The sequence below is a fragment of the Micromonospora marincola genome (assembly GCF_056150385.1).
Map to the genome: position 1 here is coordinate 382,725 of NZ_JAXCFT010000003.1, position 24,970 is coordinate 407,694.

Sequence of the window (24,970 nt, forward strand, 5' to 3'; positions counted from 1 at the left end):
ATGAGCGGGTTCGCGGCGGAAACCATCCACACCGACCGGCTGGTTCTGCTGCCGTTGAGCGTCGCGTACGCCGAGGAGATGGCCGCCGTGCTCGCCGACCCGGCGCTGCACACCTTCACCGGCGGCAGCCCGGCCGATCCGGCGTCGTTGCGGGCCCGCTACGAACGGCTGGTCGCTGGCTCTCCCGACCCGGCGGAGGCGTGGTGCAACTGGGTCGTCCAGCTCCGCGCCGACGGCCGGCTGGCCGGCACCATCCAGGCCACCGTCACCGCACCCGACGGTCCGACCCGGCACGAGGCGACGGCGGGCGCGCGGGCGGTCGGGCACCCGCACCTCGACGAGGCGGATCCGGTCGACGGCGGGCCGGTCGCGGAGATCGCCTGGGTGGTCGGCACACGCTGTCAGGGGCGCGGCATCGCCACCGAGGCCGCACGGGGGATGGCCGGCTGGTTGGGGCGACGCGGTGTGCGTACCCTAGTGGCCCACATCCATCCCGACCACCGCGCGTCGGCGGCGGTGGCCAGCGCGTGCGGCCTGGTCCCGACGGAGGTATGGCACGACGGCGAGGTTCGCTGGACGGGGCCGGCCGGCGGGCGGACATCGACACCAGCTCGGTGAGGTGGCGCTATCGGACAGCATGATCGACACCAGCTCGGCGAGATGGCGGTATCGAACGCGCTCGGACCACACCACTACGCCGAGGTGGAGTGGATCAAGCCGCCGAGGCGGCGCGGCCAGGATCGGTGATGCCGCGGTCAGAAGGGGGCGTCGACGGGCAGGCGGCGGACGTGGGTGAGGTAGGGGTCCAGCTCGCCGACCTCGAAGCGGCAGGTGCCGATGACGTGCCAGAACTGGCCGCCCGAATCGCCGTCCAGCTTGTAGCGGCCGTCGGGGCTGACCGCCGCCCAGCCGTCCGGCAGGCCGATGAGCGTCGTCCGCAACTGCGCGTGCTCCGGATCCGCCACGTCCCACAGCCGGACCGTCCCGTCGTCGCCGGCGCTGGCGAGCAGGCTGCTGTCCGGGCTGAAGTGCACCGACCAGACCCGCCGGGTGTGCGCGGCCAGGGTGCCGTGCAGCCGCCCGGTGCCCGGATCCCACAGCCGGATCACCAGGTCGTCCCCGGCGGTGGCGAGCAGGTTGCCGTCCGGGCTGAACGCGCACGACCAGAGCCGCCCGACGTGCTCGGTGAGCACGGTGCGCCGCTCGCCGGTGGACACGTCCCAGATCACCGCCGTGCCGTCGTTGCCGGCGCTCGCCAGCAGCGTCCCCTCGCCGTTGAAACCTACCGAGTAGACCCGGTCGGTGTGGTGCTCCAGAGTCAACCGGCAGGTGGCGGTGGCCGCGTCCCACAGGCGTACCATCTGGTCGTCGCCGCCGGTCGCGATGGTCTCGCCGTCGGGGCTGAACGCCACCGTGCGCACCCGCCCCCGGTGCGGGGCGAGCGTGGCGAAGTGCCGGCCGGTGCGGCGGTACCACAGGCGTACGGTGTCGTCGTCGTTCGCGGTCGCGAGCGCGTCGCCGTCCGGGCTGAACGCGACCGCCCAGACGTGGTCGGTGTCCACGTTGAGTTCCCGCTCGTCGGCGCCGGTTTCGGTGTTCCACAGGTGCACGCCGCCGTCGCCGCTGGGCGTGGCCACCATCGGCTCGTCCGGGCAGAAGACCACCGAGAGCAGGCGGTCGGCCGGGGTGGCGAGCTGGCGCAGCAGGCGGCCGGTACGCGGCTCCCACAGCCGGATCACGCCGTCGTTGCCGCAGGCCGCCAGCACCTCCCCGTCGGCGCGGAAGGACAGCGCGGTGACCCGCCGGCCGTGCCCGCGCAGCGTGTGCTGGAGCTGCCCGGTGCGCACGTCCCACAGCCGGGTGGTGCCGTCGTTGCTGCTGGTCGCGACCTGGCTGTCGTCCGGCCGCCACACCACCGGCCAGACCGAGCCGCGGTGCCGGGTCAGTTCGTGCCGCACCTGGCCGTCGTCGGTGTCCCAGAGCTGGATCCCGCCGTCACTGGCGGAGGTGGCGAGCAGGCTGCCGGCGCCGTTGAACCGGACGCTGTAGATGGCCCCGCGCTGCCGGCCGAGCACCCGCACCGGGCGGCCGGTCTCCGTCTCCCACAGCCGCAGCGCGCCGTGCGTGTCGCCGGTGGCCATCAGCGTGCCGTCCGGACTGATGTCGAGGGCGTACACGTCGGCCTCGTGGCCGCGGGGCTGACGCAGCAGCTCACCGTCGGTGGCCCGGCGGATCCAGACCCGTCCGTGCTGCCCGACGGCGGCCAGCAGCCGGCCGTCCGGTGAGTGCACCACCCGGTAGACCACCTCCGGCTCGCGCACCTCGAACGCCAGCCGGCCGGTGTGGATGTCCCAGCCGCGGACCGTGCCGGCGCTGTCCGCCACCACGACCCGCCGGCCGTCCGGGCTGAACGAGGTGCCCCAGATCGGCGCCTCGTGCCCCCGCCACGTGTGGCGCAGCCGCGCGGTGCGGGTGTCGTAGAGCCGGACCACGCCGGCGGCGTCACCCACCACCAGCCGGCCCCGGCGCCCGTCGGTGAGCAGCGGCCACACCCAGCCGGTGAAGACGTCCTCGATGACGTGCCGCACGTCGCCGTGGTCGGCGTCCCACAGCCGTACGGTGAGGTCCGCCGCGCCGGTGACCAACTGGTGCGAGGCGGCGTCGTAGCGGACCGCGTAGACCCGGGACCGGTGCCCCGAAAGGGTGCGCACCGCCAGCCCGGTGGCCGTGTCGCAGAGCAGCACGCCACCGTCGTCGCTGCCCACCGCCAGCACCGCGCCGTCCGGGCTGTACGCGACAGGCACCGGCAGCCGTCCCACCTCGAAGCCGTATCCGACGCCCACCGCGGGCGGGGCCAGGCCCGGCGTCACCGGCCGGCCCGGCGCGACCACGGCGCCGCGCAGCTCCGGAGCGCGCAGCAACCCCGGGTCGGCGTTGACGTCGATCAACGCCGTGCGGTGCCAACTGCTGCCACCGATCCGCGCCCCGCGCAGGTCGGCCCGGAACAGCCGGGCGCCCGCCAGGTCCGCGTCGCGCAGGTCCGCCCCGGCGAGGCGGGCCTGGTCGAGCCGCGCGCCCCGCAGCCGGGCGTGCTCCAGCCGGGCCTCGGTCAGGTTCGTGGCGACCAGCCGGGCGTCGGTCAGGTCCGCGCCGGTCAGGTCGGCCCCGGCCAGCTCCCGGTGGGACAGGTCCTCGCCGCGCAGCACCGCGCCGCGCAGGTCGGCCCGGTCGGGCAGGCGCAGCCGGGCGCTGAGCCGCAACGCGTTGGCGCGCAACGTCTCGCCGGCCGACTCGTCGCCGAGCACGCGGGCCGTCCACGCGGTGCAGGCGGCCGGGTCGGCGAGGTCGCCGAGGAACTCCACGGCAAGCGCGGACAGCGACCGTACCGCGAGCGCGGTCGGCTCCTCACCCCGGTTGAGCTGATCCGCGACCCCGTCGGCGACAAGCCACTCCATCACCGACGTGTGGATGAACCCGAACAGCCCGTCGTCGGTGCGGACCAGCAGGCTGCCGGCGCCCACCGCGTGCGCGGCCTGCGGCCCGGACAGCCGCGACTCGGCCCGCCCGGCGAGCTGGCCGGTGGCCTCGGTCAGCTCGGCCAGCCGCAGGTAGGACTCGCCGCTCTCCCAGAGCTGGAACGCCAGCCGGCTCACCGCCTGCCACAGCTCGGGCCGACGCAGGTTCACCGGCGCGCCCGGAATGCCCTGGGTGCGTCGCTCCTCAAAGTCCAGCCAGGCGGCCAGGATCTCCCGGTAGAGCGCGGCGGCGCTGAACGTGCCACCGGCCCCGGCCACCGCGGCCAGCCGCCCCTCGTCCAGGTTGGCGATGAACCCGAGCATGCGCGGGTTGCGGGAGAGCCCGAGCAGGTCGTTCACGCCGGCGAGCAGGCTCATCCGCTCGCGGGCCGCCGCCTCGTCGCCGCCGTAGCGGTTGCGCAGGAACGACTCGATCTGGCCCGAGGTGAAGTCTTCCACCGCGAGCACGCGGCGGTGCGGCAGCAGGCCGACCCGCTCGCCCAACGCGGTAAGCACCTGCGAGTTGGTCTTGAAGTGCTGGGTACGGCTGCTCACCACGATCTTCGCCGCGCCCTCGGCCGCCTGGAGCAGCGTCTCCAGGTGGTCGGCCGCCCGGTCGTAGGTCACCCGGGCCACCAGCTCGTCGAACCCGTCGAAGAGCAGCACGATGCGGCCCTGGCGCAGCATGTAGCGGAACGCCTTCAGGTCGATCACCTGCTCGCCGTGGTTGGCCAGGTGCGCGGCGACCAGGCCGTCGACGGAGTGCGCCTTGTCCAGCGCGCGCAGCTCGACCAGGATCGGGATCAGGTCCGGCGCGGCGGTGGGCAGCCGGCGGGCCACCTCGCGCAACGCGAACGTCTTGCCCCGGCCGAAGTCGCCGAGCACCAGCACGAACCGGCCGTCCGGCGCGGAGACGGTCTCCAGCAGCTCGTCCACCACGTCCTCGCGGACCCGCTGGTCGGCGCCGACCAGGTGGCGGTAGCGCTGCGGCACGTACTGACCCGGCGGGTAGAGCCGGTCGGCCTGGAGCCGGGCGGTCTGCGCGGCGACGTAGTCGCGCAGGTCGAGCAGGCCCTGGAACTCGGTCAGGTGCAGCACGCGCACGCCGCGCCGCTGCGCCTCCTCGGCCAGCCCGCGCGGCACCCGGTCGCCGTCGTAGACCAGCTCGGACCCGATGTCCGGGTCGGTGGCGTGCACCAGGCGGGCGAACCGGTCCACGTCGGCCGGCGCGGGCGAACCCACGTGCGCGCCGACCCGCTGCTGCCGGACCACACCGTCGGAGCGGTAGCTGATGTAGAGGTGCGGCGGGTCGGCGTCGACCCGGCGCACCAGCACCCGGTCGTAGCGGGCCTCGCACACCTCGGCGAGCCGGTCCAGCAGCCGCTCCACCGGGGTCGTCGGCGTCACCGCCGGGGCGGCCCCACCCTGGGTCGGACCCTCCCCGGTGGCCGGACGCCGCGGGTCGGGCACCTGGGCCGGGCCGGACGCGCCGAACGTCGCCTCGGCCCGGGGCCATCCCACCGCGGTCGACTCGCCGGCGTCCCGGCGGTCGTCGCGGCCGAGCACCCAGCGCGTCATCCCGTCCGCGCCGAGCCGCAGCACCTGGGCCCGGCCGTCGCGCGGGGCGGCCACGAGCGGCACCGCCGGGTCGGCCCGCCCGGTCGGCGCGGCGTCGGAGAGCAGCAGGTTGAGCATCGGGCCGACCAGCCGGTTGACCGAGCCGCGGTCGCGCAGCGACACCCGGTCCGGCGGGACCTCGTCGGCGTACGGGCTGCGGGGGCCGGGGGCGTGCGCCATCGCGCCCAGCCGCAGCCAACCGGACTGCTGGTAGTGCCGAAGCCGCTGGGCGAACCAGGTGGACTGCGCCTCGCCGAGGAAGCCGTACCGGTCCTCCTCGCGGTGGGTGATGGCGATGGTGGAGTTCAACCCGGCCACCACCACCCGCAGGTCGGGCACCGCGAACAGCGTCCAGGGCTGCTCGCTGTCGAAGATCCGGTCGTCGAGGCCCTGGTAGAGGTCGTCGAAGAGACGCGCGTAGTGCCGCCACTTGGGCCAGTAGGGCGGCTGCGGATCGACGTCGTCGGCCTCGCAGGTGGCGAAGTAGGCCCGGGAGGCGGCCATCGTCACGTCGCGCGGGCCGGGCACCACGACGAGACGGTGCGGCTCCAGGCCGAGCAGCACCCGCAGCCCGGTGAGGAAACTCAGCGCGTCGGAGAACTCCCGCGCGCTGCCCGACTCGGTCAGGTTGCCGGCCACTACCAGCAGGTCCGGCCGGGGCACCCCGTCGTTCATCAGCAGCGTCAGGTCACCCATCAGGTGTTCCTGCACCTCGCCGGGGGTGACCGGGGCGCCCGGGGAGATGACGCCACGGCCGAACCGCGGCCCACCCACCTGAAGCACGGTGATGGTGTCGCGGGCGGCCGGCGGCGCCGCCGCGGCCGGCGGGAACGGCGGCGGGTTGATCGGGGTACGCCGTGGCCGGCGCTGCGCGGGCGTACCGGCGACCGGCGCGGCGAGCACGCCCGCGGGGGCGTCGAGGTGGCGCGGGAACACCGGCTGGCGCATCGGTTTGGCCCGGCCGTCGAGGGCCTCCCGGATCCGGTCCAGCACCCGGGCGCGGGCCCGCGCCGGGTCGTCCACCCCGACCAGGTCGACGTAGGTGATGGTGGCGAGCAGGCCGTCGATCGGGCAGTCCTCCACCCGTACCGTGACCAGCTTGTTGCCGGTGCCGTCCGGGTCGGCGCGCAGCGCCGCCTGCCACTCCAGCTTGCCGTACGTCGAGTGCAGGTAGCGTTCGGACAGCACCGCCACCACCACCTCGGCCTCGCGGACCCCGCGGTCCATGAAGTCGATGAAGTTGGTGCCGGCGACGAAGTCCCACGCCTGGAGCAGCGTGCGGTAGCCCGCCTCCTCGAACTCCCAGGCCAGCCACGTCGCCCAGCGCTCGTCGGCGGGCGAGTAGCTGATGAAGAAGTCGATGGGGCGGTCGGACCGGGTGGGATGCGCGCCTACAGCCACGTGGTCATTATGACCACCGACGGTCAACAGATCGACACCCACGGCAGTTCGGCGTGGGGTCGCGGCGGGCCGGACCGGCCGGGGCGGGATGTGCGAGGATCGTCGTTCGTGGAGACCGTCGGCGAGCCGCCGTCCGCCGCGCCGGACCGGCCCCGTCGGCGGCTGCACCCGTTGGACTGGATCGCGATCGGGCTGGCCGTGGCCGGCGTGCTCTGCGTGCTCACCGGGCTGCTGCCGCGCGCCGACGCCGAGGCGACGATGCGCCGGATCGGCCCCATCCTGATCTTCCTCGGCACGGTGGTGGTGCTGGCCGAGCTGACCGCTGTCGCAGGCGTCTTCGACGCGCTCGCCGCCCGGGTGGCGATCACCGCGCGGGGCAGCTTCCGGGCGCTGTTCTGGCTCTGCGTCGTCGTCGCGTCGGTGACCACCATCGCGCTCAACCTGGACACCACTGCGGTACTGCTCACGCCGGTGATGATCGCCCTGGCCCGGACGCTCAACGTGCCGCCGACGCCGCTGGCCATGACCACGGTGTGGCTGGCCAACACGGCGAGCCTGCTGCTGCCGGTGTCCAACCTGACGAACATCCTGGCCAGCAACCGGATCGGCCTGGACCCGCTGCCGTGGGCGGCGCGGATGTGGTGGCCGCAACTGGTCGCCGTCGCCATCACCATGCTGCTGCTGTGGTGGTGGTACTGGCGGCCGGCCCGCGCCGACGCCGACCCGTTCGTCCCGCCGCCGCCCTACCTGCCGCCGGACCGGGTGGTCTTCCGCACCGCGCTCGTCGCCTGCCTGCTCTTCGTCGCCGGGGTGCTGGCCGGGGTGGAGATCGGCGTCGCCTCCGGGGTGGCCGCCGCGATCCTGGTGGCCGGTTTCGCGGTGCGGGCCCGGCACCGGCTTCGCCCGGCGTTGGTGCCGTGGCGGCTGCTGGTGTTCGTGACCGGGCTGTTCCTGGTGGTGCAGACCATCGGCCGGCACGGCCTGGACCACGTGATGGGCGCGCTCATCGGCACCGACCCGGGGGCGGAGGGCGCGCTGCGGGCGGGCGCCGTCGGCGCGCTGTTCAGCAACGTGGTGAACAACCTGCCCGCGTACCTGGCCGGGGAGGCGGTGATCGCCGCCGACCGGCACACCCAACTGCTGGCGCTGCTTGTCGGCACGAACGTCGGCCCGCTCGCCACGCCGTGGGCGTCGCTTGCCACGCTGATCTGGTACGAGCGTTGCCGGGCCGCCGGCGTGGCGGTGCCGCTGGGCCGGTTCGTGGCGACGAGCGCCGCGCTTGCCGCCCTGGCCACGGCCGTCACGGTGCTCGCCCTGCTGGTCGGTCCGGGCGCCTGACCGCCGCCCGGAAGGCGGTAAGCGTCGGCGCTCGCGCACCGGGCGGGGTCGCGCAGGCGGCGGGCGTCAGCGTCGGCGCACCCGGCGGGTGGCGTAGTGCGCCGCGCTCGCGGCGAACAGCACGGCGGTGACCGCCAGCCAGCGGCCGATCAGGGGTCGGGGCGACAGGCCGGTGGCCGCCGCGTACGTGCCGTCGCCGAGGCCCAGCACGGTCGGCAGGCAGACCCCGAACAGCAGCGCCGACAGGTACGCCGGCACCCGGACGTGGTTGCGCAGCGACGGGCCGGCGCGTCGCAGCGCCCGGTCGAGCGCCGCGTACACGGGGAAGAGCACCAGGTCGTGGGCGACCACCGCGCCGACGAACCAGAGCAGCATCCGGCCGGCGGTCGGCTCGCCGGCCAGCCGCAACGCGATCCACCCGGTCATCGCGAAGCAGCCGACCAGGAGCAGCAGGTGCCAGGCCGCCGCGCCGTACGCCCGCCGGAACTCAGCCATCGAACACGATCTCCTCCACCCACTTGGTGCAGTGCACGCCTGGTAGCGCGGGCACCACGACCCGCGCCGGGAAGCCGTGGTCGGGGCTCAGGTCCACACCGTTGACCCGCAGCGCCAGCAACGCGTCCGGGTCGGACACCTGGCCGCCGTGCAGGGTGGCCCGGCTGAACAGCCCGCCGCGCTCAAGCGACCGGACCCGCGCCGCGCCGGCGTCGGCGGCGTCGACGAGCGCGGCGAGGTCGCGCAGGCGTACCCCGGTCCAGGTCTGCGACGTGGACCAGCCCTCCACGCAGGCGATCGGCAGCGTGGCGGTGTGCTGGGGCAGCGCGAGCAGCCCGGCCCGGTCCAGCGTGACCGTGCGGGCGCCGGCGCGCAGCGCCAGCCGCCAGCCCGGCCCCACCCGGTCGGCGGTGACGCCGGCCGCGGCGGCGGTGCGGTTGACCGGGAAGCCGGTCGGCCCGTCGTCGGCCCGCCGGCCCCGGGGCAACAGCAACGCGGTACGCCGCAGCGCGTCCACGCTCTGCCCCACGGTCAGCGCGGCCAGCAGCAACGCGCCGCCCCCGGCCAGCGCCAGCACCCCGCGGCGGCTCATCGTCGCCGGCCCGGGGTCCCGGGCCACCAGGCCGTCCGGATCCGCCGGCTCGGGCCGGGTCCGTTCCACCGGGGTACGCGCGAAGCCCGGCCCGCGCAGCGCGGTCACCATCCGGGGCAGCTTGATCGCCACGTGAACCACGAGCGCCACCGTGAAGACCCACGCGCCGTACCAGTGGGCGGTGTAGAAGTCGAAACCGAACAGGTACGCGTACTGGACGTTGAGCAGGCCGGTCGCGCTCTGGAACAGGATGCCGCCGACAAGTAGCAGCAACGACAGCCGCTCCAGCGCCTGCGCGGCCGAGCGGGCCGGCGGCCACGCGAACAGCTTCGGCACCACCGACCAGAGCTTCGCCAGCACCACCGGCACCAGCACGATGCCGAGCGTCACGTGCAGCCCCTGGGTGACCCGGAACAGCCAGGCCGGCCGCGTCGGCCAGTCGAACACCGGCGGGTGCAGCCAGCCCACGTCCCGGGGGAACGCCTGGTCGAGGCGGGGACCGTAGGCGATCCAGTCGAGCAGCCCGGTGACCACCACAAGCGGCAGGGTGGCCAGCAGCACGGCGCCCAGCACGGAGGTCAGCCACGGCCCGCGTACCGGGCTGCGCCAGGCCCGGTCGACCGCGTCGACGCCCGGTGGACGACTCCGGTCCAGGGCGCGCCAGAACCGGGCCGGCGCGGCGTACCCCGGTCCGCCCGGCGGCCCGACCTCGGCGGGCGTGGGGCCGTCGGGCGGCGGGACGTCGATGGGCACGGCACCTCCTCCGGCGGCGGGCCGACCGGTCGGGCGGCGCTTCCGGGATGGGACGCTAGACGCCATCGGCGGCCCGCGACGGCTTTTGCCGCATTACCGAAGCCTTACCGCCACCGTTCTTACGGACCGCTGACGTCCTGCGTGAAGCGGCCTCCGACCCGACCTGGGTGCCCTAGCGTGGGCCGGTATGCGGGTACTGGTCACCGGCGCGGCCGGCTTCATCGGATCGCAGATCGCCGACCTGCTGGCGGCCGAGGGCCACGAGCCGGTCTGCCTGGACGCCCTGCTGCCGCAGGCGCACGGCGGCACGCTGCCGGAGTGGTCCCGGCGGCACGACCCGGTGGTCGGGGACGTACGCGACGCCGCGCTGCTGGACCGGCTGCTGTCCGGCGTGGACGCGGTCTGCCACCAGGCGGCCATGGTCGGGCACGGACTCGACCCGTCCGACGCGCCCGACTACGCCGCGCACAACGACCTCGGCACCGCGGTGCTGCTGGCCGCCATGCACCGGGCCGGGGTACGCCGGCTGGTGCTCGCGAGTTCGATGGTGGTCTACGGCGAGGGCCGCTACACCTGCACCAGGCACGGCGTGGTCCGGCCCGCCCCGCGCCGCGCCGCCGACCTGACCGCCGGCCGGTACGACCCGACCTGCCCCGACTGCGGCGGCACGCTCGCCCCGGCGCTGGTGCCCGAGGACGCGCCGCTGGAGCCGCGCAGCACGTACGCGGCAAGCAAGCTCGCCCAGGAACACTACGCCGCGGCGTGGGCCCGGCAGACCGGCGGCGGGGTGTGGGCGATGCGTTACCACAACGTCTACGGCCCCCGGATGCCCCGCGACACCCCGTACGCCGGGGTGGCCTCGCTGTTCCGTTCCGCGCTTGCCGCCGGCCGGGCCCCGACGGTGCTTGAGGACGGCCGGCAGCGCCGGGACTTCGTGCACGTGACCGACGTGGCGCGGGCGAACCTGCTGGCGCTGACCGCGCCGCCGCCCGAGGGCCTGGTGCCGGTGAACGTCTGCTCCGGCGAACCGCATACCGTGGGCGACCTGGCGACGGCGCTGGCCCGGGCGATGGACGGCCCCGAACCGGAGATCGCCGGCGGCGCGCGGGCGGCCGACGTCCGGCACGTGGTGGCCGACCCCGCCCGCGCCCGGGAACTGCTCGGCTACACCGCCAGGGTCACCTTCACCGAGGGAGTAACCGCCTTCGCCACGGACCCTCTCCGCTCCCCCGCCACCCTCACCCCTGATCTGTGCGTGGGGGCTGTCAAGGGGTTCATCACGTTGGCGGCGACAAGCGAACGCCCTGCACCGCCACTTCATGGACGCCGGGCCGTGCCGACATGACGGCAGTAACCGGACGCGTGATCCGCCGCCGCCCATCCACCGCGCTGCTCCCACGCGACGGACAAACCCTCTCGCATACCCGGGTGCCGGAGAGCCCTCGGCAGAAAAGCGCCCTCCCACCGCCCCGTCACCCTCCAAGACGGTCACAGATCTTGGACTTGTGACACCTCCAATATCATCCCCAAACCGACATTTCATGGCACCACAAGTCCAAGATCGAAGAAACGACCCCACCCAACCCGCCCGCACATCAGACGACAGCGGGCGATCATGAGGTTGACGGCGATGTCGATCTCTCTGGGTGCCGTCAAGTTCATGATCATTCCACTTCCCGCTCCTCGCCCGCCTCCCGGAGGCCTCCTGGGGTTGATCAAGGAGTTTGCGCCGGAGTTGATCTCCGTGGGGAACGCGAACTCCTTGATCACCTGCCGACTCCTGCCCGGCCGGGCCGTGGGACGCAAGGTCTGGTCGTCGGCTGAAGCCGGCCGACCCAGCCGGCTCGGTCAGGGCCGAGGGACCAGGTCAGGAGACGGTCAGCAGCAGGTGGTTGACGAGCAGGGCGGTAAGCGCCTGGGCGGCGAGCCACCAGCGTCGGGCCGGCGGGGGCAGGTGCGCCGCGGCGACGAGCAACCAGACCACGAACGGCAGCCAGATCCGCTCCACCTCGGCCTTGCTCATCCCGGACACGTCGGCGGCGGCCACCACGAGCGCGGCGGCGGCCGGCAGCAGCACCGTCGGCCCGAGCCCGACGAATCGTCGAGCCCGGAGGACCCAGGCCGACCAGCCGACGGATGACGGCACGTCGCCCATGGAGCCCTGGAGGCGACCGACAGCCGGCGCCGCCTCCACAGCGCCCGGCCTCACCAGCCCGACGGCGGTATGCCCCGTCGCGGTAAGCCCGGCGGCTGTGTGCCCGACAGCTCCGGGCCCGACAGCTCCCGGCCCGACGACCCCGGGCCCGCCGGCTGTGGGCCAGATCGCTCGGGTGGCGACTGCGGTACGGCGCAGCGCCGGCCCGAGCACCGGCCCGGCGGAGAGCAGCAGCGCGGCCAGGTTCGCCCAGACCCAGTACGCGTACGGGCGGTCGGCCGCCCAGCCCTGGTAGTAGCGCTCGACGACCCGCTCGTACCCCTCCCACCAGCGGAAACCGCCGAGCACGAAGAGCGCCGTGACCGCCGCGACGCCGGCAACGGCGGCGACCAGGGCGGCACGGCGGCGGTCCGGCCGCAGCGCCAGCACGGTCGCCGCCAGCACGCCGACGAGCACGAACCCGTAGGACAGGTGCAGCGCGAAGCCGAGCAGCAGCCCGCCGGCGAGCGCGGCGAGCGGGCCGCGTACCGCCAGCAGGGCCAGGCCGGCGGCGACTACGCCGGTGAACACCGCGTCGGCGGAGGCGCCCAGCCACACCGCCCCGGGCAGCAGCACCAGGAACGGCAGCACCGCCCGGGCCGCGTCGGCGGCGCCCAGCGCACGCAGCGTGGCCGGCACGGTGACCGCGACTGTCGCCCCGACCAGTACGCAGCAGAGCCCGGCGGCGGCGCCACCGCCGAGCCCGACCCGGTCGAGCCATACGAAGACCAGCAGCGCGCCGGGCGGGTGCCCGGCGGTGTGGGTGGACCAGGAATCGGGCTGGAAGTCGAGGATCCGGTCGGTGAACCCGGCCAGCATCCGGGGAATGTCGGTCACCCCGGGCACCTCGTGCAGGTATTCCGCCTGCGGCGTCAACCGCCGGGCCAGCCCGACTGTCCACCCGTCCACCAGGGCCAACGCCAGCGTCCAGGCCACCGCCGCCAGCCAGCCGGCGGCCAGCAGCGGCCCCCACCGCGCGGTACGCGCCCACCGCAGCCCCGGCCCGAGCACGGTCAGCGCGACGAGCGCCGCGATCGGCGTACCCCAGCCGACGTGTGGCCGCCAGCTCGCGTACAGCGGCGCGGCGTCGGCGTGCAGGCCGACGCCGCGCCGGTTGAGCACCAGCCCGACCACGACGGCGGCGGCGAGCAGCGCCGCCTCGACGGCGACCGCGGCCAGGTCGCCCCGGTGTCCGGGGCCGGTGCGGTCCGGGGCGGGGGCGCGGCGCAGCGTGGGTGCGGATCTCATGACGACCGCACGGTACGGCCCGCCGGCGCCGGCCGGGACGGCAATCGCCGGCTCGTCACGAGATGGTAAGAAATGCCTGCTCGGTAAGGGTTCCGTAAGCACGATCGGGGCTCGGCCGGGCGACTGCCGGCCTAGCGTCGGCGGCATGCGGACACAGATCGACGTGGTGCTGCCGTGCCTGGACGAAGCCGCCGCCCTTCCCGGGGTGTTGACCGCGCTGCCGCCGGGCTACCGGGCGATCGTGGTGGACAACGGTTCCCGGGACGGCTCGCCCGAGGTGGCGGCCCGGCACGGCGCCCGGGTGGTACGTGAGCCCCGGCGCGGCTACGGCGCGGCCGTGCACACCGGGTTAACGCACGCCGAGACCGAGTTGGTCTGCGTGCTTGACGCGGACGGCTCATTCGACCCGGGTGAGCTGCCGGCGCTCGTCGCCCCGGTGGCCGCCGGCACGGCCGACCTGGCGGTGGGCCGCCGCCGGCCGGTGTCCACCGGGGCCTGGCCGTGGCATGCGCGGGCCGGCACCGCGCTTGTCGCCGCGCTGCTGCGGCAACGCGGGGTGCCACTGCGCGACCTCAGCCCGATCCGGGTCGCCCGGCGCGAGGCGCTGCTGGGGCTCGGGGTCACCGACCGGGCGTTCGGCTATCCCCTGGAGCTGATGATCCGGGCCGCGGCGGCCGGCTGGCGGATCCACGAGCGGGACGTACGGTACGCCCCGCGCGCCGCCGGCACGAAGTCCAAGGTGTCCGGCTCGGTACGCGGCACGGTGCGGGCCACCCGCGACTTCCTCGCGGTGCTGCGCAGTGTGGACGGCCCCCGGTGACCGTGCTGCTGGTGGTGGCGAAGGCCCCGGTGCCGGGCGCGGTGAAGACCCGGCTCTGCCCGCCGGCCACCCCGGCGCAGGCGGCCCGGGTCGCCGCCGCCGCGTTGCGCGACACGGTGGACGCGGTGGCCGCGGTTGCCGCCACCGAGGGTGTGGCGCCGGTGCTGGCGCTTGCCGGGCGCTTCGCCGACGGCGAGAACGGCGCCGGCCTGGCCGCCGCCGTCACGGGCTGGCCGGTGCTGGCGCAGCGGGGCGAGGGCCTGGCCGACCGGCTGGCGTACGCGCACGCCGACGTCGCCGACGCGTACCCGGGGCGGCCGGTGGTGCAGATCGGCATGGACACGCCGCAGGTGACGCCGGCACGGCTCGCTGACGCCGTACACCGGTTGTCCGAGCCCGGCGTGGACGCGGTGCTCGGCCCGGCCGCGGACGGTGGTTGGTGGGGCCTGGGCCTGCGCGACCCGCGGCGGGCGGCGGCGCTGCGCGCCGTGCCGATGTCCACCGCCGAAACCTGCCGGCTCACCTACGCGGCGCTTGCCGGCGACGGCCTGCGGGTCGACGCTCTCCCCACGCTGCGCGACGTGGACGACTGGGCCGACGCGCTGGCGGTGGCCCGGTCCACGCGCGGCAGCCGGTTCGCCCGCGCGGTGGCCGCGGTGCGGCCGACGGTGCTGGCCGGCGGTGCCCGGTGAGCGCTAGGAGTGAGCCGGGGTTGCGAGCCCCGCAGTCGCGAACGAAGACCGACCCCGCGAGCGCGAGGAGCGAGCCGGGGTTGCGAGCCCCGCAGTCGCGAACGGACACCAGCCCCGCGAGCGCGAGGAGTGAGCCGGGGTTGCGAGCCGTGGACGGGTTCGGTGGCGCGTTGCGGCGGCGAGTCGGCGTCCACTGGCTGGTGCATGCCGACGGGGTCCGCCGGCGGCTGCCGGTGGAGCGGTGGCACGGGCCGGCGGAGGCGGCGACCGTCGCGGTGGTGGCCCGCTGCCACGGTCCGACGCTGGACCTGGGTTGTGGGCCGGGCCGGGTCGCGGCGGCGTTGACCCGGGCCGGCGTCACCACCGTCGGGGTGGACGTCTGCGCGCGGGCGGTGGCGTTGACCCGGGCTCGGGGCGCGGTCGCGGTGCGGGCCGACCTGTTCGGGCCGCTGCCCGCGGAGGGCCGGTGGCGGCACGTGGTGCTGTTGGACGGCAACATCGGCATCGGCGGCGACCCGGCCCGGCTGCTGCGCCGGTGCCGGGACCTGCTGCGCCCGGACGGCGCGGTGCTTGTGGAGCTGGACCCGCCCGGCAGCGGCGCCTGGCAGGGCGAGGCGCACGTGGTATCCGGCCGGCGGCGGGGGCCCAGCTTCGGCTGGGCGCGGCTGGACACCCGGGCGGTGCACGGGCCGGCCACGGCGGCCGGGCTGACCGTACGGGACCTGCACAAGGCGGGCGCCCGCTGGTTCGCCGAGCTGTCCACCTCCTGACGTCCAGACCCCCCACCCGAGCCTGGCAGATTCCCGGAAAGCGTGGCTATTCGGGGCGGAATGGCCACGCTTTCCGGGAATCTGCGCGCACTCGTCGGGGTGGCGGACGGCTTAGTCGGTGAGGCCGAGGGCGGCCAGGCGATGCGGGTCGGCGATCACGTCCACGGCGGCGATCCGCCCGGCGGTGACCGTGAACGCCATCACCGACAGCGGCCGGCCACCGGCGCTGACAAGCACCCCGGCGGCGCCGTTGACGAGCACCGGCCGGGCGAACGGGAAGAGCCGGCCGAACGTGGCGGCCTGCGCGGCCACCTCCCGCGCGCCGGTGATGACCGTGGTGTGCCGGGCGCGGGCGGTCCCGCCGTCGGAGCGCAGCACCACGTCCGGGTGCAGCACCTCGATCAGCGCGTCGAAGTCGCCCTCGCGGGCGGCGGTCAGGAACGCGTCCACCACCGCCCGCTGGCGTGCCAGGTCCGGGTCCGGCGCGGGCGCCTGCCCGCGTACCCGGCGGCGGGCCCGGCTGGCGAGCTGCCGGGCCGCCGCCGGCGAGCGGTCGACGAGCGGGCCGATCTCGTCGAACGGCACCCCGAACATGTCGTGCAGCACGAACGCGAGCCGCTCGGTGGGGTTGAGCGTGTCCAGCACCACAAGCAGTGCGAGGCCCACCGAGTCGGCGAGGACCGCGGCGTGCGCGGGGTCCGCGTCCGGCTGCGGCGTCTCGATCACCGGGTCGGGCAGGCGTACGTCGAGGGGATCCTCCCGGCGGGCGGCGCGGGAGCGCAGCGTGTTCAGGCTGACCCGGGCCACCACCGTGGTCAGCCAGGCGTCCAGGTTGTCGACCGCGTCGGCGTCGGTGCGGGCGAGCCGCAGCCACGTCTCCTGCACGGCGTCCTCGGCCTCGGTCAGTGAGCCGAGCAGCCGGTAGGCCACCGCGCGCAGGCGCGGGCGCTCCCGCTCGAACCGTTCCGCCAGCCAGGTGTCGCCGTCCATCGCAGCCTCCTCGTGCTCACCGTTCCCGACCCGCGGCGTCCAAGCCGTGTGACGACGGGTGACCCGGATCACATCGGTCACACGGGCGGGGCGCCGCGGGTCGACCGGGTACGGCAACCGATCCCGGAGGACGACATGAACGCACCCATCCTGGTCACCGGCGGCACCGGCACGCTCGGCCGGCACGTCGTACCGCTGCTGCGCGCGGCCGGCCGCCCGGTCCGCGTGCTCAGCCGACGCGGCGGCACCCCCGGCGACGGCGTCACCCACGTCACCGGCGACCTGCTCACCGACACCGGCCTCGAACCGGCGCTGCGCGGCGTGACCACCGTGCTGCACCTGGCCGGCGCCGCGAAGGGCGACGACCGGGTCGCCGCCAACCTGGTCCGTGCCGCGCGGCGGGCCGGGGTGACGCACCTGGTGCACATCTCGGTGACCGGCGTCGACCGGGTGCCGCTGGCCTGGCTGCGCGCCAAGCTCGACGCCGAGCGGGCGGTCGTCGACTCGGGCCTGCCGTGGACGGTGCTGCGGGCCGCGCAGGTCCACGACCTGGTGCTTACCATGCTGACGGCGATGGCGAAGCTGCCTGTGGTGCCGGTCCCCGGCGGCCTGCGGCTGCAACCGGTAGATGCCGCCGAGGTGGCGGCGCGGCTGGCGGAGCTGACGCTCGGCGCGCCGGCCGGGCTGGTGCCCGACGTGGCCGGGCCGGGAACGCACGGCCTCGGTGAGCTGCTCACCGGCTATCTGGCGGCCACCGGGCGGCACCGGCTGCGGCTGCCGGTGCGCCTGCCCGGCAAGGCCGGACGGGCCTACCGCGAGGGCGCGAACCTGGCCCGACCGGGCGCGACCCGGGGCGCACGGACCTGGGACGACTTCCTGGCCGAGCGGCTCGGGCACGGCGTCGGTCAGCGCTGACCGGCCGGCGGGGGCCACGCTCGCGGTCAGCTCACCAGCCGACCGAGCCGAGACTGACCGGGGTGAGGCGGCGCACCTGCGGCTCGATCCACTGCGCCGCGGTGACCAGCTTGACCAGCCGGTCGATCGTCTCCGGCGGCCCGGCCACGAAGCTGCGCCGGTCCGCCGGGCTGCCGTACCTGTCGTCGAACGTGCCGCCGTCCAACGCGCGCACGGCCATGCCGGCCTCGGCGGCCAGCAGCATCCCGGCCGGCAGGTCGACCGCCTCGGGGCGGTAGCCGACGATGCCGTCGATGTCGCCCCGGGCCAGCATCACCCAGGACAGCAGCGGCGCCCACAGTTGCAGCACCCGGCGGGCGGTGGTGTCGAGGACGACCTTCAACGCCCGGGCGGTGCTGTCGTCCCGGCGTACCCCGTGCCCCTGGGTCCAGGCGAGCACCGGCGCGGCCGGCACCTCCCGGCGCGGGGCGCGCAGCGGTCGGCCCACCGCGTCGGAGTCGTGCACGAACGCGCCCCGGCCACGGACCGCGGACCAGGTCCGGCCGGTGACCGGGTCGTGCACCACGCCGAGCACCGGTGAGCCGTGCTGGCACAGGGCGATGCCCACCACGTACGCCGGAAGCCCGATCGCCACGTTGTTGGTGCCGTCGAGCGGATCCACGAGCCACGCCCAGGCGGTGTCCGGGGCGTACTCGCCGCCCTCCTCGGCGATCACCCCGTGTTCCGGCCAGCGGGCGCGGATCCGGTCGACGATCAGCCGCTCGGCGGCCAGGTCGAGGTCGGTGACCAGGTCACCGGAGTCGTCCTTGGCCCGGGCGTGCACCTCCCCGCGCAGGCCCCCGCGCAGTAACCGGCCGGCCGCCCGGGCCGCCCGCACCGCGAACCGGTGCGCGTCGCGCAGGTCGGGTCCGCCTCTGTTCGGCTCCACGTCCATGGCTCCTCCAGCCAGTCAGCCCCGTGCCACAAGTCGCGCGATCTGCCGCGCCATCCGCGCGGTCTCCGCCGCGTCGCAGCGGTCCCGGTGTACGCGGTGGCTGCGCCCGTCCACCGCGCCGAGGCTCAGGTCGCACGCGCCGGGAGTGGTCCGGCCGAGCGCCACGGTCACCGCCGGCACGCCGGGGGTGACCTCCGAGGTGTGGAAACCGCCGGCGCGCAGCGCGTACGAGTCGCCGGCCGAGTGTGTCTCCACGGTCGCGGTCAGGGCGGTGACCAGCCGGTCGGTGGCCGCCACCTCGTCCACCTCGCCGAGGCTGTGCACCTCGTAGACCCGCCAGGACGGGTCGGCGGGCGCGTCGGTGACGTCGATCAGCTCGTTGCGGACCGAGCCGTGCAGCACGTGGCTGAGCAGGTCCCAGCTGTGCGAGTGCATGGCCGAGGTGGTGGGGCGCACCGGCGGCGGGTCGGCCGGCCAGGCGTGCACGCAGATCCCGTCCGGGCCGTCGCGCTCCACCGGCAGGCAGGTGAAGCCGAGCGGGTGCCGGACCGCGCGCAACGGCCGCCGCCCGTCGGCGACGTCGCCGAGCACCTCCAGCACCCAGCCGCGCAGCAGCTCCGGCCGGGTGCCCCGGTCGATCTCCCGTTCCAGTTCGGCGTAGCTGGTCATGCGTACGGGTTCCTCGCCTGGAGGGCCTTGCGCACGATGTCGGCCACCTCCCGGTCGCCGAAGGACCGGGGCAGCGTCAGCCCGAGCGCGGTGAACAGCCGGCGGACCTGCTCGACCGACGGCTCGTCGTCGAGCCTGACCTGGCCGGCCGACTCGACCGGCACCCGCCGGCTCTGCCGGCGGCTGTAGTCAAGCTCGATGTTGAACCGGTTGTAGTAGACCTCGCCGCGGTCGATGCGCAGCGCCGGCGTCTGCGGGTTCTCCTGAGTGATGACCACGCAGGAGGAGGAGAGGTCGTAGCGGAACGTGGTCATCTGCGCGGAGAGCCGGATGTCGACCGTGAGCAGGCCGGACCGTTGCAGGTGCCAGCAGGCGGCGAGCACCGTCGCGTACGACTCCTTGCGGGTGCGGTCGACAGTCCACGGCTCGGCCGGTTTCGTCGACTCGTCCGACTCCAGGCTGCGCCGGAACCGCGCGTACCGCTCGCAGACCTCCTCGTCGGTCGGGTCGATGATCTCGACGGCGAGGGTGAGGGTGGCGTTGCGGCGGCGGGCGTGTTTCAGGCACTCCGGCAGCGTGACCGCGCGGAGGTAGGTGCCGGTGCCGCCCTTGAAGTCCCACCTGTCGGTGTGCTGCCGGGCCTCGTCGAGCGCCTGGCCGACCTCGCTGCCGTGCAGCACCCGCACCATCGAGGAACTGTGGATCGCCTCCCGGGCCCGGCTGAGGGTGCCCTCCGGACCGGTCAGCTCCCGCATCGGCGGCGCCAGGGCGGTGAGCCGCTCCCGGGTGTCCACGATGACCTGACGGACCTCCTGCTCGGCGGTCCGGCGGCGCAGCCGGTCACGCAGCACCGCCTGCGCGAGCAGGGCGAGGACCAGCAGGATGGCGCTGTTGACCACGTCCTGGCCGACCGTGTTGGTCAGGCCGAGGACGGCCACCGTGACCGCCAGCACCAGACCGATGAACGCGTCGAGACTGCTGACGACCCAACCGAGCAGGCGCGCCATGACATCCCCCGGTCGACGACAGAGCCTCCATGATAGCCCTTTGTCAATGTCGCAATCACGCGCTGTTTCCGGGCGGTGGCGGGGCGGCACGCCGCCGGGCCGCGCAGATGAGCGATCCGCCGAGCCCCGGGGCCGCCCGGGCCAGCCACCGCGAGGAGACCCACCGTCCACCCGGCAGCCGCCAGCCGACCTCGTTGGAGCGCAACGCCAGCGGGGTGAACCCGGCCCGGCGCAACGCCCGCCGCAGCAGCGACGCGGTGAACGGACGGATGTGCAGCCACAGGTAGGGGTGCAGCGGGTCGACCTGGCGCGGCGCCCGCCCGGCGAGGAACGCCAGCCGGTCCTGCGCCGGGGCCAGGTTCGGCGTGGTGAGCACCAGCAGGCCGTCCGGGGCCAGCACGCGGTGGCACTCCCGCAGCAGCGCCAGCGGGTCGTAGACGTGCTCGATCAGCTCACCGGCGAGCAACCCGGCGAAGCTGCCCGCCCGGAACGGCAGCCCGCGGGTGGCGTCCAGACAGACCGGCACCGCCCGGCCGCCGGCCGCCCGCCGGGCCGTGCCCAGCGCCGTCTCGGCCATGTCGGCGAGCACGAGCGGGCCGGGCAGCGCGGCCGGGTCGAGCATGCCGCGCGGCCCGCAGCCCAGTTCCAGCACCGGCCCGCCGCCGGTCACCCCGTCGGCCACCAGCCGGGCCGCGACGGCCCGGCGCACCCGGTGGTACGGGTCGTCGACGTACCCGTCGACCCGCGCGCCGTCGTGGTAGCTGCGGTGGTTGGCGTGCCGCCCGTGCGCCTGCGCGCGGTGCGCGGACGCCCCGGTCGGCGGCTCGGCCATCGCACCTCCCACGGCGGTCGCCGGCCCCGTCGGCGGCGTCCGCCCAAGCCTCGCACCACCGCCGCCGATGGCGTGCGCACCACCCCGGGTGCACGCCGACGCGGCGGCCGGTCGTCCGGCCGCCGCGTCGATGGGGTACGTCAGATCGCCCGCGCCCAGTCCAGCCGGCTGCTGTCGTCGTACTCGTCGCCGGGCACCCACCACGGCGTGCCGAAGCCGCTGGTGAAGACGATGATGTTGCCGCCGTCCGGCGCGTCGTTGCTGTCCGGGATAGACAATGCCGCGCAGTAGCGCCCGTCCGGGGAGAACACCGGCGACAGGTAGAACCGCGGTTCGTCGGTGAGTTTCTTCAGCCCGGTGCCGCCGATCCGCACCGACGCCAGCGACTGGTTCAGCGTGGTCAGCTCCGGATACCAGCGGGTGGTGCAGAACACCACGCGCTGGGAGTCGGGGGTGAACACCGGGCTGTTGATCCGCTCCCCCGCCTGCGGCGCGTAGAGCCGCCGCACGGTGCCGGTCGCCACCTCCAGCACGCGCAGCTGCAGGCCCTCGGACCGGCTGTGCCACTGCATGACGATCATCGAGCCGTCGCGGGACCAGTCCGGATCCCGCATGGCGTGCCCCTGGGCCAGCACCCGGGTGGCGCCGGTGGCCACGTCGACGGCGATCAGCGTGTCCTCCTGCGCCCCGGTGACCAGGGCGATCTCCCGACCGTCAGGCGACCACGTCGGGGCGCCGTAGAGGACGCCGGGCGGGTCGGCGAGCAGCGTACGCCGCTGGCCGGTGACCCGGTCGTACACCGCCACGTAGGGCAGCAGCGTGCCGTCGCCCGACCAGGCCGTGTTCACCCAGGCCACGTACCGGCCGTCCGGTGACGTCTTGGCATGGTTGCCGTCGTCGAGCAACCCACGTGGGGTGGTGCGGCCCGGGTCGATCTGGAGCACGCCCCAGCCGACGCTCACCAGCCACGGCCCGTTGACGCCCTCGGCGGCGGCGGCGGACGTGGCGGCGACGAGCCCGCCGGCCAGCCCGGTCGCGGCGGCGGCGCCGGTGAGCGTGGCGGCGCGCAGCAGCGTACGACGATTCATTGCGGTCATCCGGTCTCCCCGTGGTAGGCGTCGCTTCACCCTCCTGACCGGACGATCGCGGCGGAATCGGATGAGTGGACCATTCACCGTCGGCCACTCGGTCACCACAGGTGGTGGGCCGCGCGCCGCCGGGTACCCTCGCCCCGGTGACCTCCGACGCGCTGCATCGGGCCCTGACCGAGCCGGGTGACCCGCCGCTGCTGCCGCTGCCCGGCGTGGCGGTCGAGCTGCTGGCCGCCCTGGACGCGCCACCCCGGCTCGGCGCGCACCTGCGGCTGGTGCACGACGTCGCCTGGCACCTCACCGCCGCGTTCGCCGACCGCTTCGGCGCGGTGCCGTTCGACAGGCAGGCGGTGCTGTTCGGCGCCGCCGTGCACGACCTCGGCAAGGTCGAGCACCCGGCCGAGCTGACCGGCCCCGGTTCCGCGCACGAGGAGGCCGGCTACCAACTGCTGCTGCGCTTCGGCGTGCCCGAGGAGCGGGCCCGCTTCGCCGCCACCCACGCCGCCTGGCACTCCCCCGGCGTGCAGTTGGAGGACCTCCTGGTCAGCCTCGCCGACAAGGTGTGGAAGGGGCGGCGGGTCACCGACCTGGAGCAGCTCGTGGTGGACCGGCTCGCCGGCATCACCGGGCAGGAGCCGTGGCAGACCTTCCTGGACCTCGACGACGTGCTCGCCGACCTGGCCGCCGGCGCGGACCGCCGACTGGCCTTCCAGGCCGAGCATCCGGTGTACGGCTGAGCCGGGTCACCGCGCCCCGGCGCCCTCGACGAGCGCCTCGCCCGAACCGGTCCGGGCGTACAGCAGGAACCGTCCCGCGCGGTGGGCGCCGACAAGTCCGGCGTCGCGCAGCGCGGTGAGGTGGTGGGAGACCGTGCCCGGCGTCAACCCGCACCGCCGGGCCAGCTCGGTGGTGGACGCCGGCACCGCCAGCTCGTGCAGCAGGGTGGCGCGGGTGCGGCCCAGCACGCCGGCGAGCGCGGGGGCGGCCGGGGCGGCGCTGCGCTCCCAGAGCGTGCCGACGGCGCCGGCCGGGTAGCGCAGCAGCGGCTGGGCCGACCGCTCGGTCAGGTTGGACCAGACCCGGGCGCCGGCGAAGACGGACGGGACCAGCACCAGGCCGCGACCACCGAGGTCGACCGTGCCGGCGCGGGTCAGGTGGTCGACGTGCAGCGTGCCGTCGTCCCAGGACACGTGGGGGTCGATCCGGTCGAGCAGGCCGCGCAACCCGTCGGCGGCCATCCGCCGGGCGGCGACCAGGATCTCCCGCTCCAGCAACGTCCGCATCCGGGGCCAGTACGGCGCGACCGCCACCGCGGCGTACCCGTCGATCACCGACGCGAGGCGGGCCAAGCCGGCCGGCGGGTCGGCATAGAGGGCGGCCAGCCGGGGCGACCGAGTGCCCGGCAGCTCGTCCAGCCCGGCCCGGACCACGTCCGGCGGGGTGACCACAAGCGCGGCCAGCTCCGCCGCCAGGGTCGGCAGCCCGGCCGGCGGCGCAGGACAGACGAAGCCGGGGATCACCACCGTGGGCACCGGCACCAGGTCCGCGACCAGCCGCCAGTCCACTCCGGTCAGACGAGGCGTGACCTGGCTACGCCAGAGCTGGTGGGCGGGGAAGTGTTCGGGCAGGCGCAGCGCCCGGACGCTCGCGATCACCTCCCACAGCGGCGAGATCGCGAAACGCACACCGGCGAGGTCCCGCACCCCCAGCGCGACGCTCAGCATCGGCACCCCCCGGATTCGACCTGGCTCAAACTTATCGACCGCCACCGGCCGTACGGAACAGGGTGCTCCCATGACCGCCACCACCACCGCCGTCCCGCCCGCCCGCTGGCCCCGCGCGTTCCGCTACGTCTACGCCGCCAGCCTCACCGAGAGCCTGGGCTTCCAGGTGGGTTATCTGGCCGTACCGGTGCTGGCCGTGTCGGTGCTGGCCGCGACGCCCGGCCAGGTCGGCCTGCTGTCGGTGCTCGGCACCGCCGCCTTCCTGCTGATCGGGCTGCCCGCCGGGGTGTGGGTCGACCGGACGCCCCGACGGACCGTGCTGGTGGCCGCCGGCCTGACCCGGGCGGCGCTCTACGCCTCGGTGCCGCTCGCCTGGTGGGCGGGCGCGTTGACGCTCGGCCAGCTCTACGCGGTGGTGCTGCTCGTCGGCGTCGCCACCGTCCTCGGTGACGTGGCGGCGCAGAGCGTCCTGCCGGAGGTGATCGGCCGGGAGCGCCTGGTCGCGGCGAACTCGCTGCTGATGACCACGAACGCCACCGTCCAGATCGGCGGTCGGGGGCTCGGCGGCCTGCTCGTGCAGGCGATCGGCGCGCCCGTCGCGTTGACCCTGAACGCGGTCACCCACCTGCTCGCCGCGCTGGTGCTGACCCGGATCCGTCCCGTGGTGGCCGCCGGCCGGACGCGGTCGGCCGGTGGCTTCGGCCGGGAGCTGGGCGAGGGGGTGCGGCACGTGCTCGGCGGGGGCGTGTTGCGTCCGCTCGCGGTCTCCCTGGCCGGCGTCAACCTCACGGTGAACCTGATGACCACCATGCTGCCGCTCGTCTTCCTGCGTGAGCTGCGGCTGGGCGCCGGCGCGCTCGGCCTCTTCCTCGGCGTCGGCGGGGTCGGGGCGCTGCTGGGCGCGGTGACCGCCCGCCCGCTGGCGGCCCGGATCGGCACCGGACGCGCGCTGTGGCTGCCCGGGCTGCTTGTCGCGCCGGCTGGCGCGCTTGTGGCGCTGATCGACCGCGGGCCCTGGCTGTGGTTGGCCGGTCTGGGCTGGCTGGCCCTGGCGTGGCGGACCGGCATCGGCAACGTGATCGGGGTGAGCCTGCGGCAGCGGGTGACTCCGGACCGGCTGCTCGGTCGGATGAACGCCACCTTCCGGTTCCTGCTGACCGGCGCGATCGCGGTCGGCGCGGGGCTCGCCGGCCTGCTGGGGCAGTATGCCGGGCCACGCGCCTCGCTCTGGGCCGGCGCGATCGGCGTCGCGCTGACCTGGCTGCCGCTCTACCGCTCCCGCGCGTGGCTCTCCGACGAGGACGAACGATGAAACCGTCCCGGCTGTTACCCGACGGTTACGCCATGGCGAAGGTGCTGTTGCCGGGCCGGCC

Annotated in this window: 21 protein-coding genes; 9 read left to right on the top strand and 12 right to left on the bottom strand. The window is 75.2% G+C overall.

What is annotated here, in order from left to right; genetic code table 11:
• Entirely contained in the window at positions 1-618 is a 618-nt protein-coding gene (locus SM450_RS10145) for a GNAT family N-acetyltransferase (protein WP_474619446.1), read from the top strand.
• A 137-nt stretch (positions 619-755) separates the two neighbouring features.
• On the opposite strand, the gene SM450_RS10150 is transcribed toward SM450_RS10145, so the two are convergent.
• A complete protein-coding gene (locus SM450_RS10150) occupies positions 756-6,533 on the bottom strand; it encodes a WD40 domain-containing protein (RefSeq protein WP_474619447.1) in 5,778 nt (1,925 codons plus the stop codon).
• A 9-nt stretch (positions 6,534-6,542) separates the two neighbouring features.
• Here SM450_RS10150 and SM450_RS10155 point away from each other — a divergent pair, with 9 nt between their 5' ends.
• A complete protein-coding gene (locus SM450_RS10155) occupies positions 6,543-7,871 on the top strand; it encodes an ArsB/NhaD family transporter (protein WP_474619448.1) in 1,329 nt (442 codons plus the stop codon).
• 66 nt (positions 7,872-7,937) lie between these two features.
• Here SM450_RS10155 and SM450_RS10160 read toward each other — a convergent pair whose 3' ends face one another.
• Both SM450_RS10160 and SM450_RS10165 read right to left on the bottom strand, forming a co-directional pair.
• Positions 7,938-8,366 carry a hypothetical protein gene (locus tag SM450_RS10160; protein ID WP_474619449.1) on the bottom strand — a complete coding sequence of 143 codons (429 nt, stop codon included), beginning with the start codon at positions 8,364-8,366 and terminating at the stop codon, positions 7,938-7,940.
• Positions 8,359-9,705, bottom strand: a complete 1,347-nt coding sequence (locus tag SM450_RS10165) for a molybdopterin-dependent oxidoreductase (protein ID WP_474619643.1) — start codon at positions 9,703-9,705, stop codon at positions 8,359-8,361. The genes SM450_RS10160 and SM450_RS10165 overlap by 8 nt, the downstream gene beginning before the upstream one ends.
• Before the next feature lie 193 nt (positions 9,706-9,898).
• On the opposite strand from SM450_RS10165, the gene SM450_RS10170 reads away from it, so the two are divergent.
• Positions 9,899-11,056, top strand: coding sequence for an NAD-dependent epimerase/dehydratase family protein (locus SM450_RS10170; protein ID WP_474619450.1), 1,158 nt, complete (start codon positions 9,899-9,901; stop codon positions 11,054-11,056).
• A 194-nt stretch (positions 11,057-11,250) separates the two neighbouring features.
• Here SM450_RS10170 and SM450_RS10175 read toward each other — a convergent pair whose 3' ends face one another.
• Together SM450_RS10175 and SM450_RS10180 are read right to left on the bottom strand one after the other, a co-directional pair.
• Positions 11,251-11,481 carry a hypothetical protein gene (locus SM450_RS10175; RefSeq protein ID WP_474619451.1) on the bottom strand — a complete coding sequence of 77 codons (231 nt, stop codon included), beginning with the start codon at positions 11,479-11,481 and terminating at the stop codon, positions 11,251-11,253.
• 97 nt (positions 11,482-11,578) lie between these two features.
• Positions 11,579-13,153, bottom strand: a complete 1,575-nt coding sequence (locus SM450_RS10180; RefSeq protein WP_474619452.1) for a hypothetical protein — start codon at positions 13,151-13,153, stop codon at positions 11,579-11,581.
• Between the two features lie 145 nt (positions 13,154-13,298).
• Here SM450_RS10180 and SM450_RS10185 point away from each other — a divergent pair, with 145 nt between their 5' ends.
• The 3 genes from SM450_RS10185 (at position 13,299) to SM450_RS10195 (ending at position 15,435) form a co-directional block, all read left to right on the top strand.
• On the top strand, positions 13,299-13,973 hold the full coding sequence (locus SM450_RS10185) for a glycosyltransferase family 2 protein (RefSeq protein WP_474619453.1): 675 nt from the start codon (positions 13,299-13,301) through the stop codon (positions 13,971-13,973).
• Positions 13,970-14,665: a TIGR04282 family arsenosugar biosynthesis glycosyltransferase gene (locus tag SM450_RS10190; RefSeq protein WP_474619454.1), complete on the top strand. Its 696-nt coding sequence runs from the start codon at positions 13,970-13,972 to the stop codon at positions 14,663-14,665. The genes SM450_RS10185 and SM450_RS10190 overlap by 4 nt, the downstream gene beginning before the upstream one ends.
• 149 nt (positions 14,666-14,814) lie before the next feature.
• A complete protein-coding gene (locus SM450_RS10195; RefSeq protein WP_474619455.1) occupies positions 14,815-15,435 on the top strand; it encodes a methyltransferase domain-containing protein in 621 nt (206 codons plus the stop codon).
• Between the two features lie 111 nt (positions 15,436-15,546).
• On the opposite strand, the gene sigJ is transcribed toward SM450_RS10195, so the two are convergent.
• Complete coding sequence (gene sigJ, locus SM450_RS10200) at positions 15,547-16,425, bottom strand: RNA polymerase sigma factor SigJ (RefSeq protein ID WP_474619456.1); 879 nt, start codon at positions 16,423-16,425, stop codon at positions 15,547-15,549.
• A 135-nt stretch (positions 16,426-16,560) separates the two neighbouring features.
• Between sigJ and SM450_RS10205 the strand changes: the two genes are divergently transcribed.
• A complete protein-coding gene (locus tag SM450_RS10205) occupies positions 16,561-17,340 on the top strand; it encodes an SDR family oxidoreductase (protein ID WP_474619457.1) in 780 nt (259 codons plus the stop codon).
• A 31-nt stretch (positions 17,341-17,371) separates the two neighbouring features.
• Here the strand turns inward: SM450_RS10205 and SM450_RS10210 are convergent, their stop codons facing one another.
• The 5 genes from SM450_RS10210 to SM450_RS10230 all read right to left on the bottom strand — a co-directional run bounded on the left by SM450_RS10210 (position 17,372) and on the right by SM450_RS10230 (position 21,879).
• Positions 17,372-18,274 carry an inositol monophosphatase family protein gene (locus tag SM450_RS10210; RefSeq protein WP_474619458.1) on the bottom strand — a complete coding sequence of 301 codons (903 nt, stop codon included), beginning with the start codon at positions 18,272-18,274 and terminating at the stop codon, positions 17,372-17,374.
• A gap of 15 nt (positions 18,275-18,289) precedes the next feature.
• Positions 18,290-18,943, bottom strand: coding sequence for a sulfurtransferase TusA family protein (locus SM450_RS10215; RefSeq protein ID WP_474619459.1), 654 nt, complete (start codon positions 18,941-18,943; stop codon positions 18,290-18,292).
• Positions 18,940-19,950, bottom strand: coding sequence for a hypothetical protein (locus SM450_RS10220; protein WP_474619460.1), 1,011 nt, complete (start codon positions 19,948-19,950; stop codon positions 18,940-18,942). The genes SM450_RS10215 and SM450_RS10220 overlap by 4 nt, the downstream gene beginning before the upstream one ends.
• 55 nt (positions 19,951-20,005) lie before the next feature.
• A complete protein-coding gene (locus SM450_RS10225) occupies positions 20,006-20,782 on the bottom strand; it encodes a class I SAM-dependent methyltransferase (RefSeq protein ID WP_474619461.1) in 777 nt (258 codons plus the stop codon).
• Positions 20,783-20,922: 140 nt separating this feature from the next.
• Positions 20,923-21,879: a TolB family protein gene (locus SM450_RS10230; protein WP_474619462.1), complete on the bottom strand. Its 957-nt coding sequence runs from the start codon at positions 21,877-21,879 to the stop codon at positions 20,923-20,925.
• Positions 21,880-22,016: 137 nt separating this feature from the next.
• Here SM450_RS10230 and SM450_RS10235 point away from each other — a divergent pair, with 137 nt between their 5' ends.
• The gene (locus tag SM450_RS10235; protein ID WP_474619463.1) at positions 22,017-22,610 is read left to right on the top strand and encodes an HD domain-containing protein; all 594 of its coding nucleotides are present in this window, start codon (positions 22,017-22,019) and stop codon (positions 22,608-22,610) included.
• Between the two features lie 6 nt (positions 22,611-22,616).
• Here the strand turns inward: SM450_RS10235 and SM450_RS10240 are convergent, their stop codons facing one another.
• Positions 22,617-23,597: an ArsR/SmtB family transcription factor gene (locus SM450_RS10240; RefSeq protein WP_474619644.1), complete on the bottom strand. Its 981-nt coding sequence runs from the start codon at positions 23,595-23,597 to the stop codon at positions 22,617-22,619.
• Positions 23,598-23,667: 70 nt separating this feature from the next.
• Between SM450_RS10240 and SM450_RS10245 the strand changes: the two genes are divergently transcribed.
• Positions 23,668-24,909, top strand: a complete 1,242-nt coding sequence (locus SM450_RS10245) for an MFS transporter (RefSeq protein ID WP_474619464.1) — start codon at positions 23,668-23,670, stop codon at positions 24,907-24,909.
• The last annotated feature ends 61 nt before the right edge of the window (positions 24,910-24,970 follow it).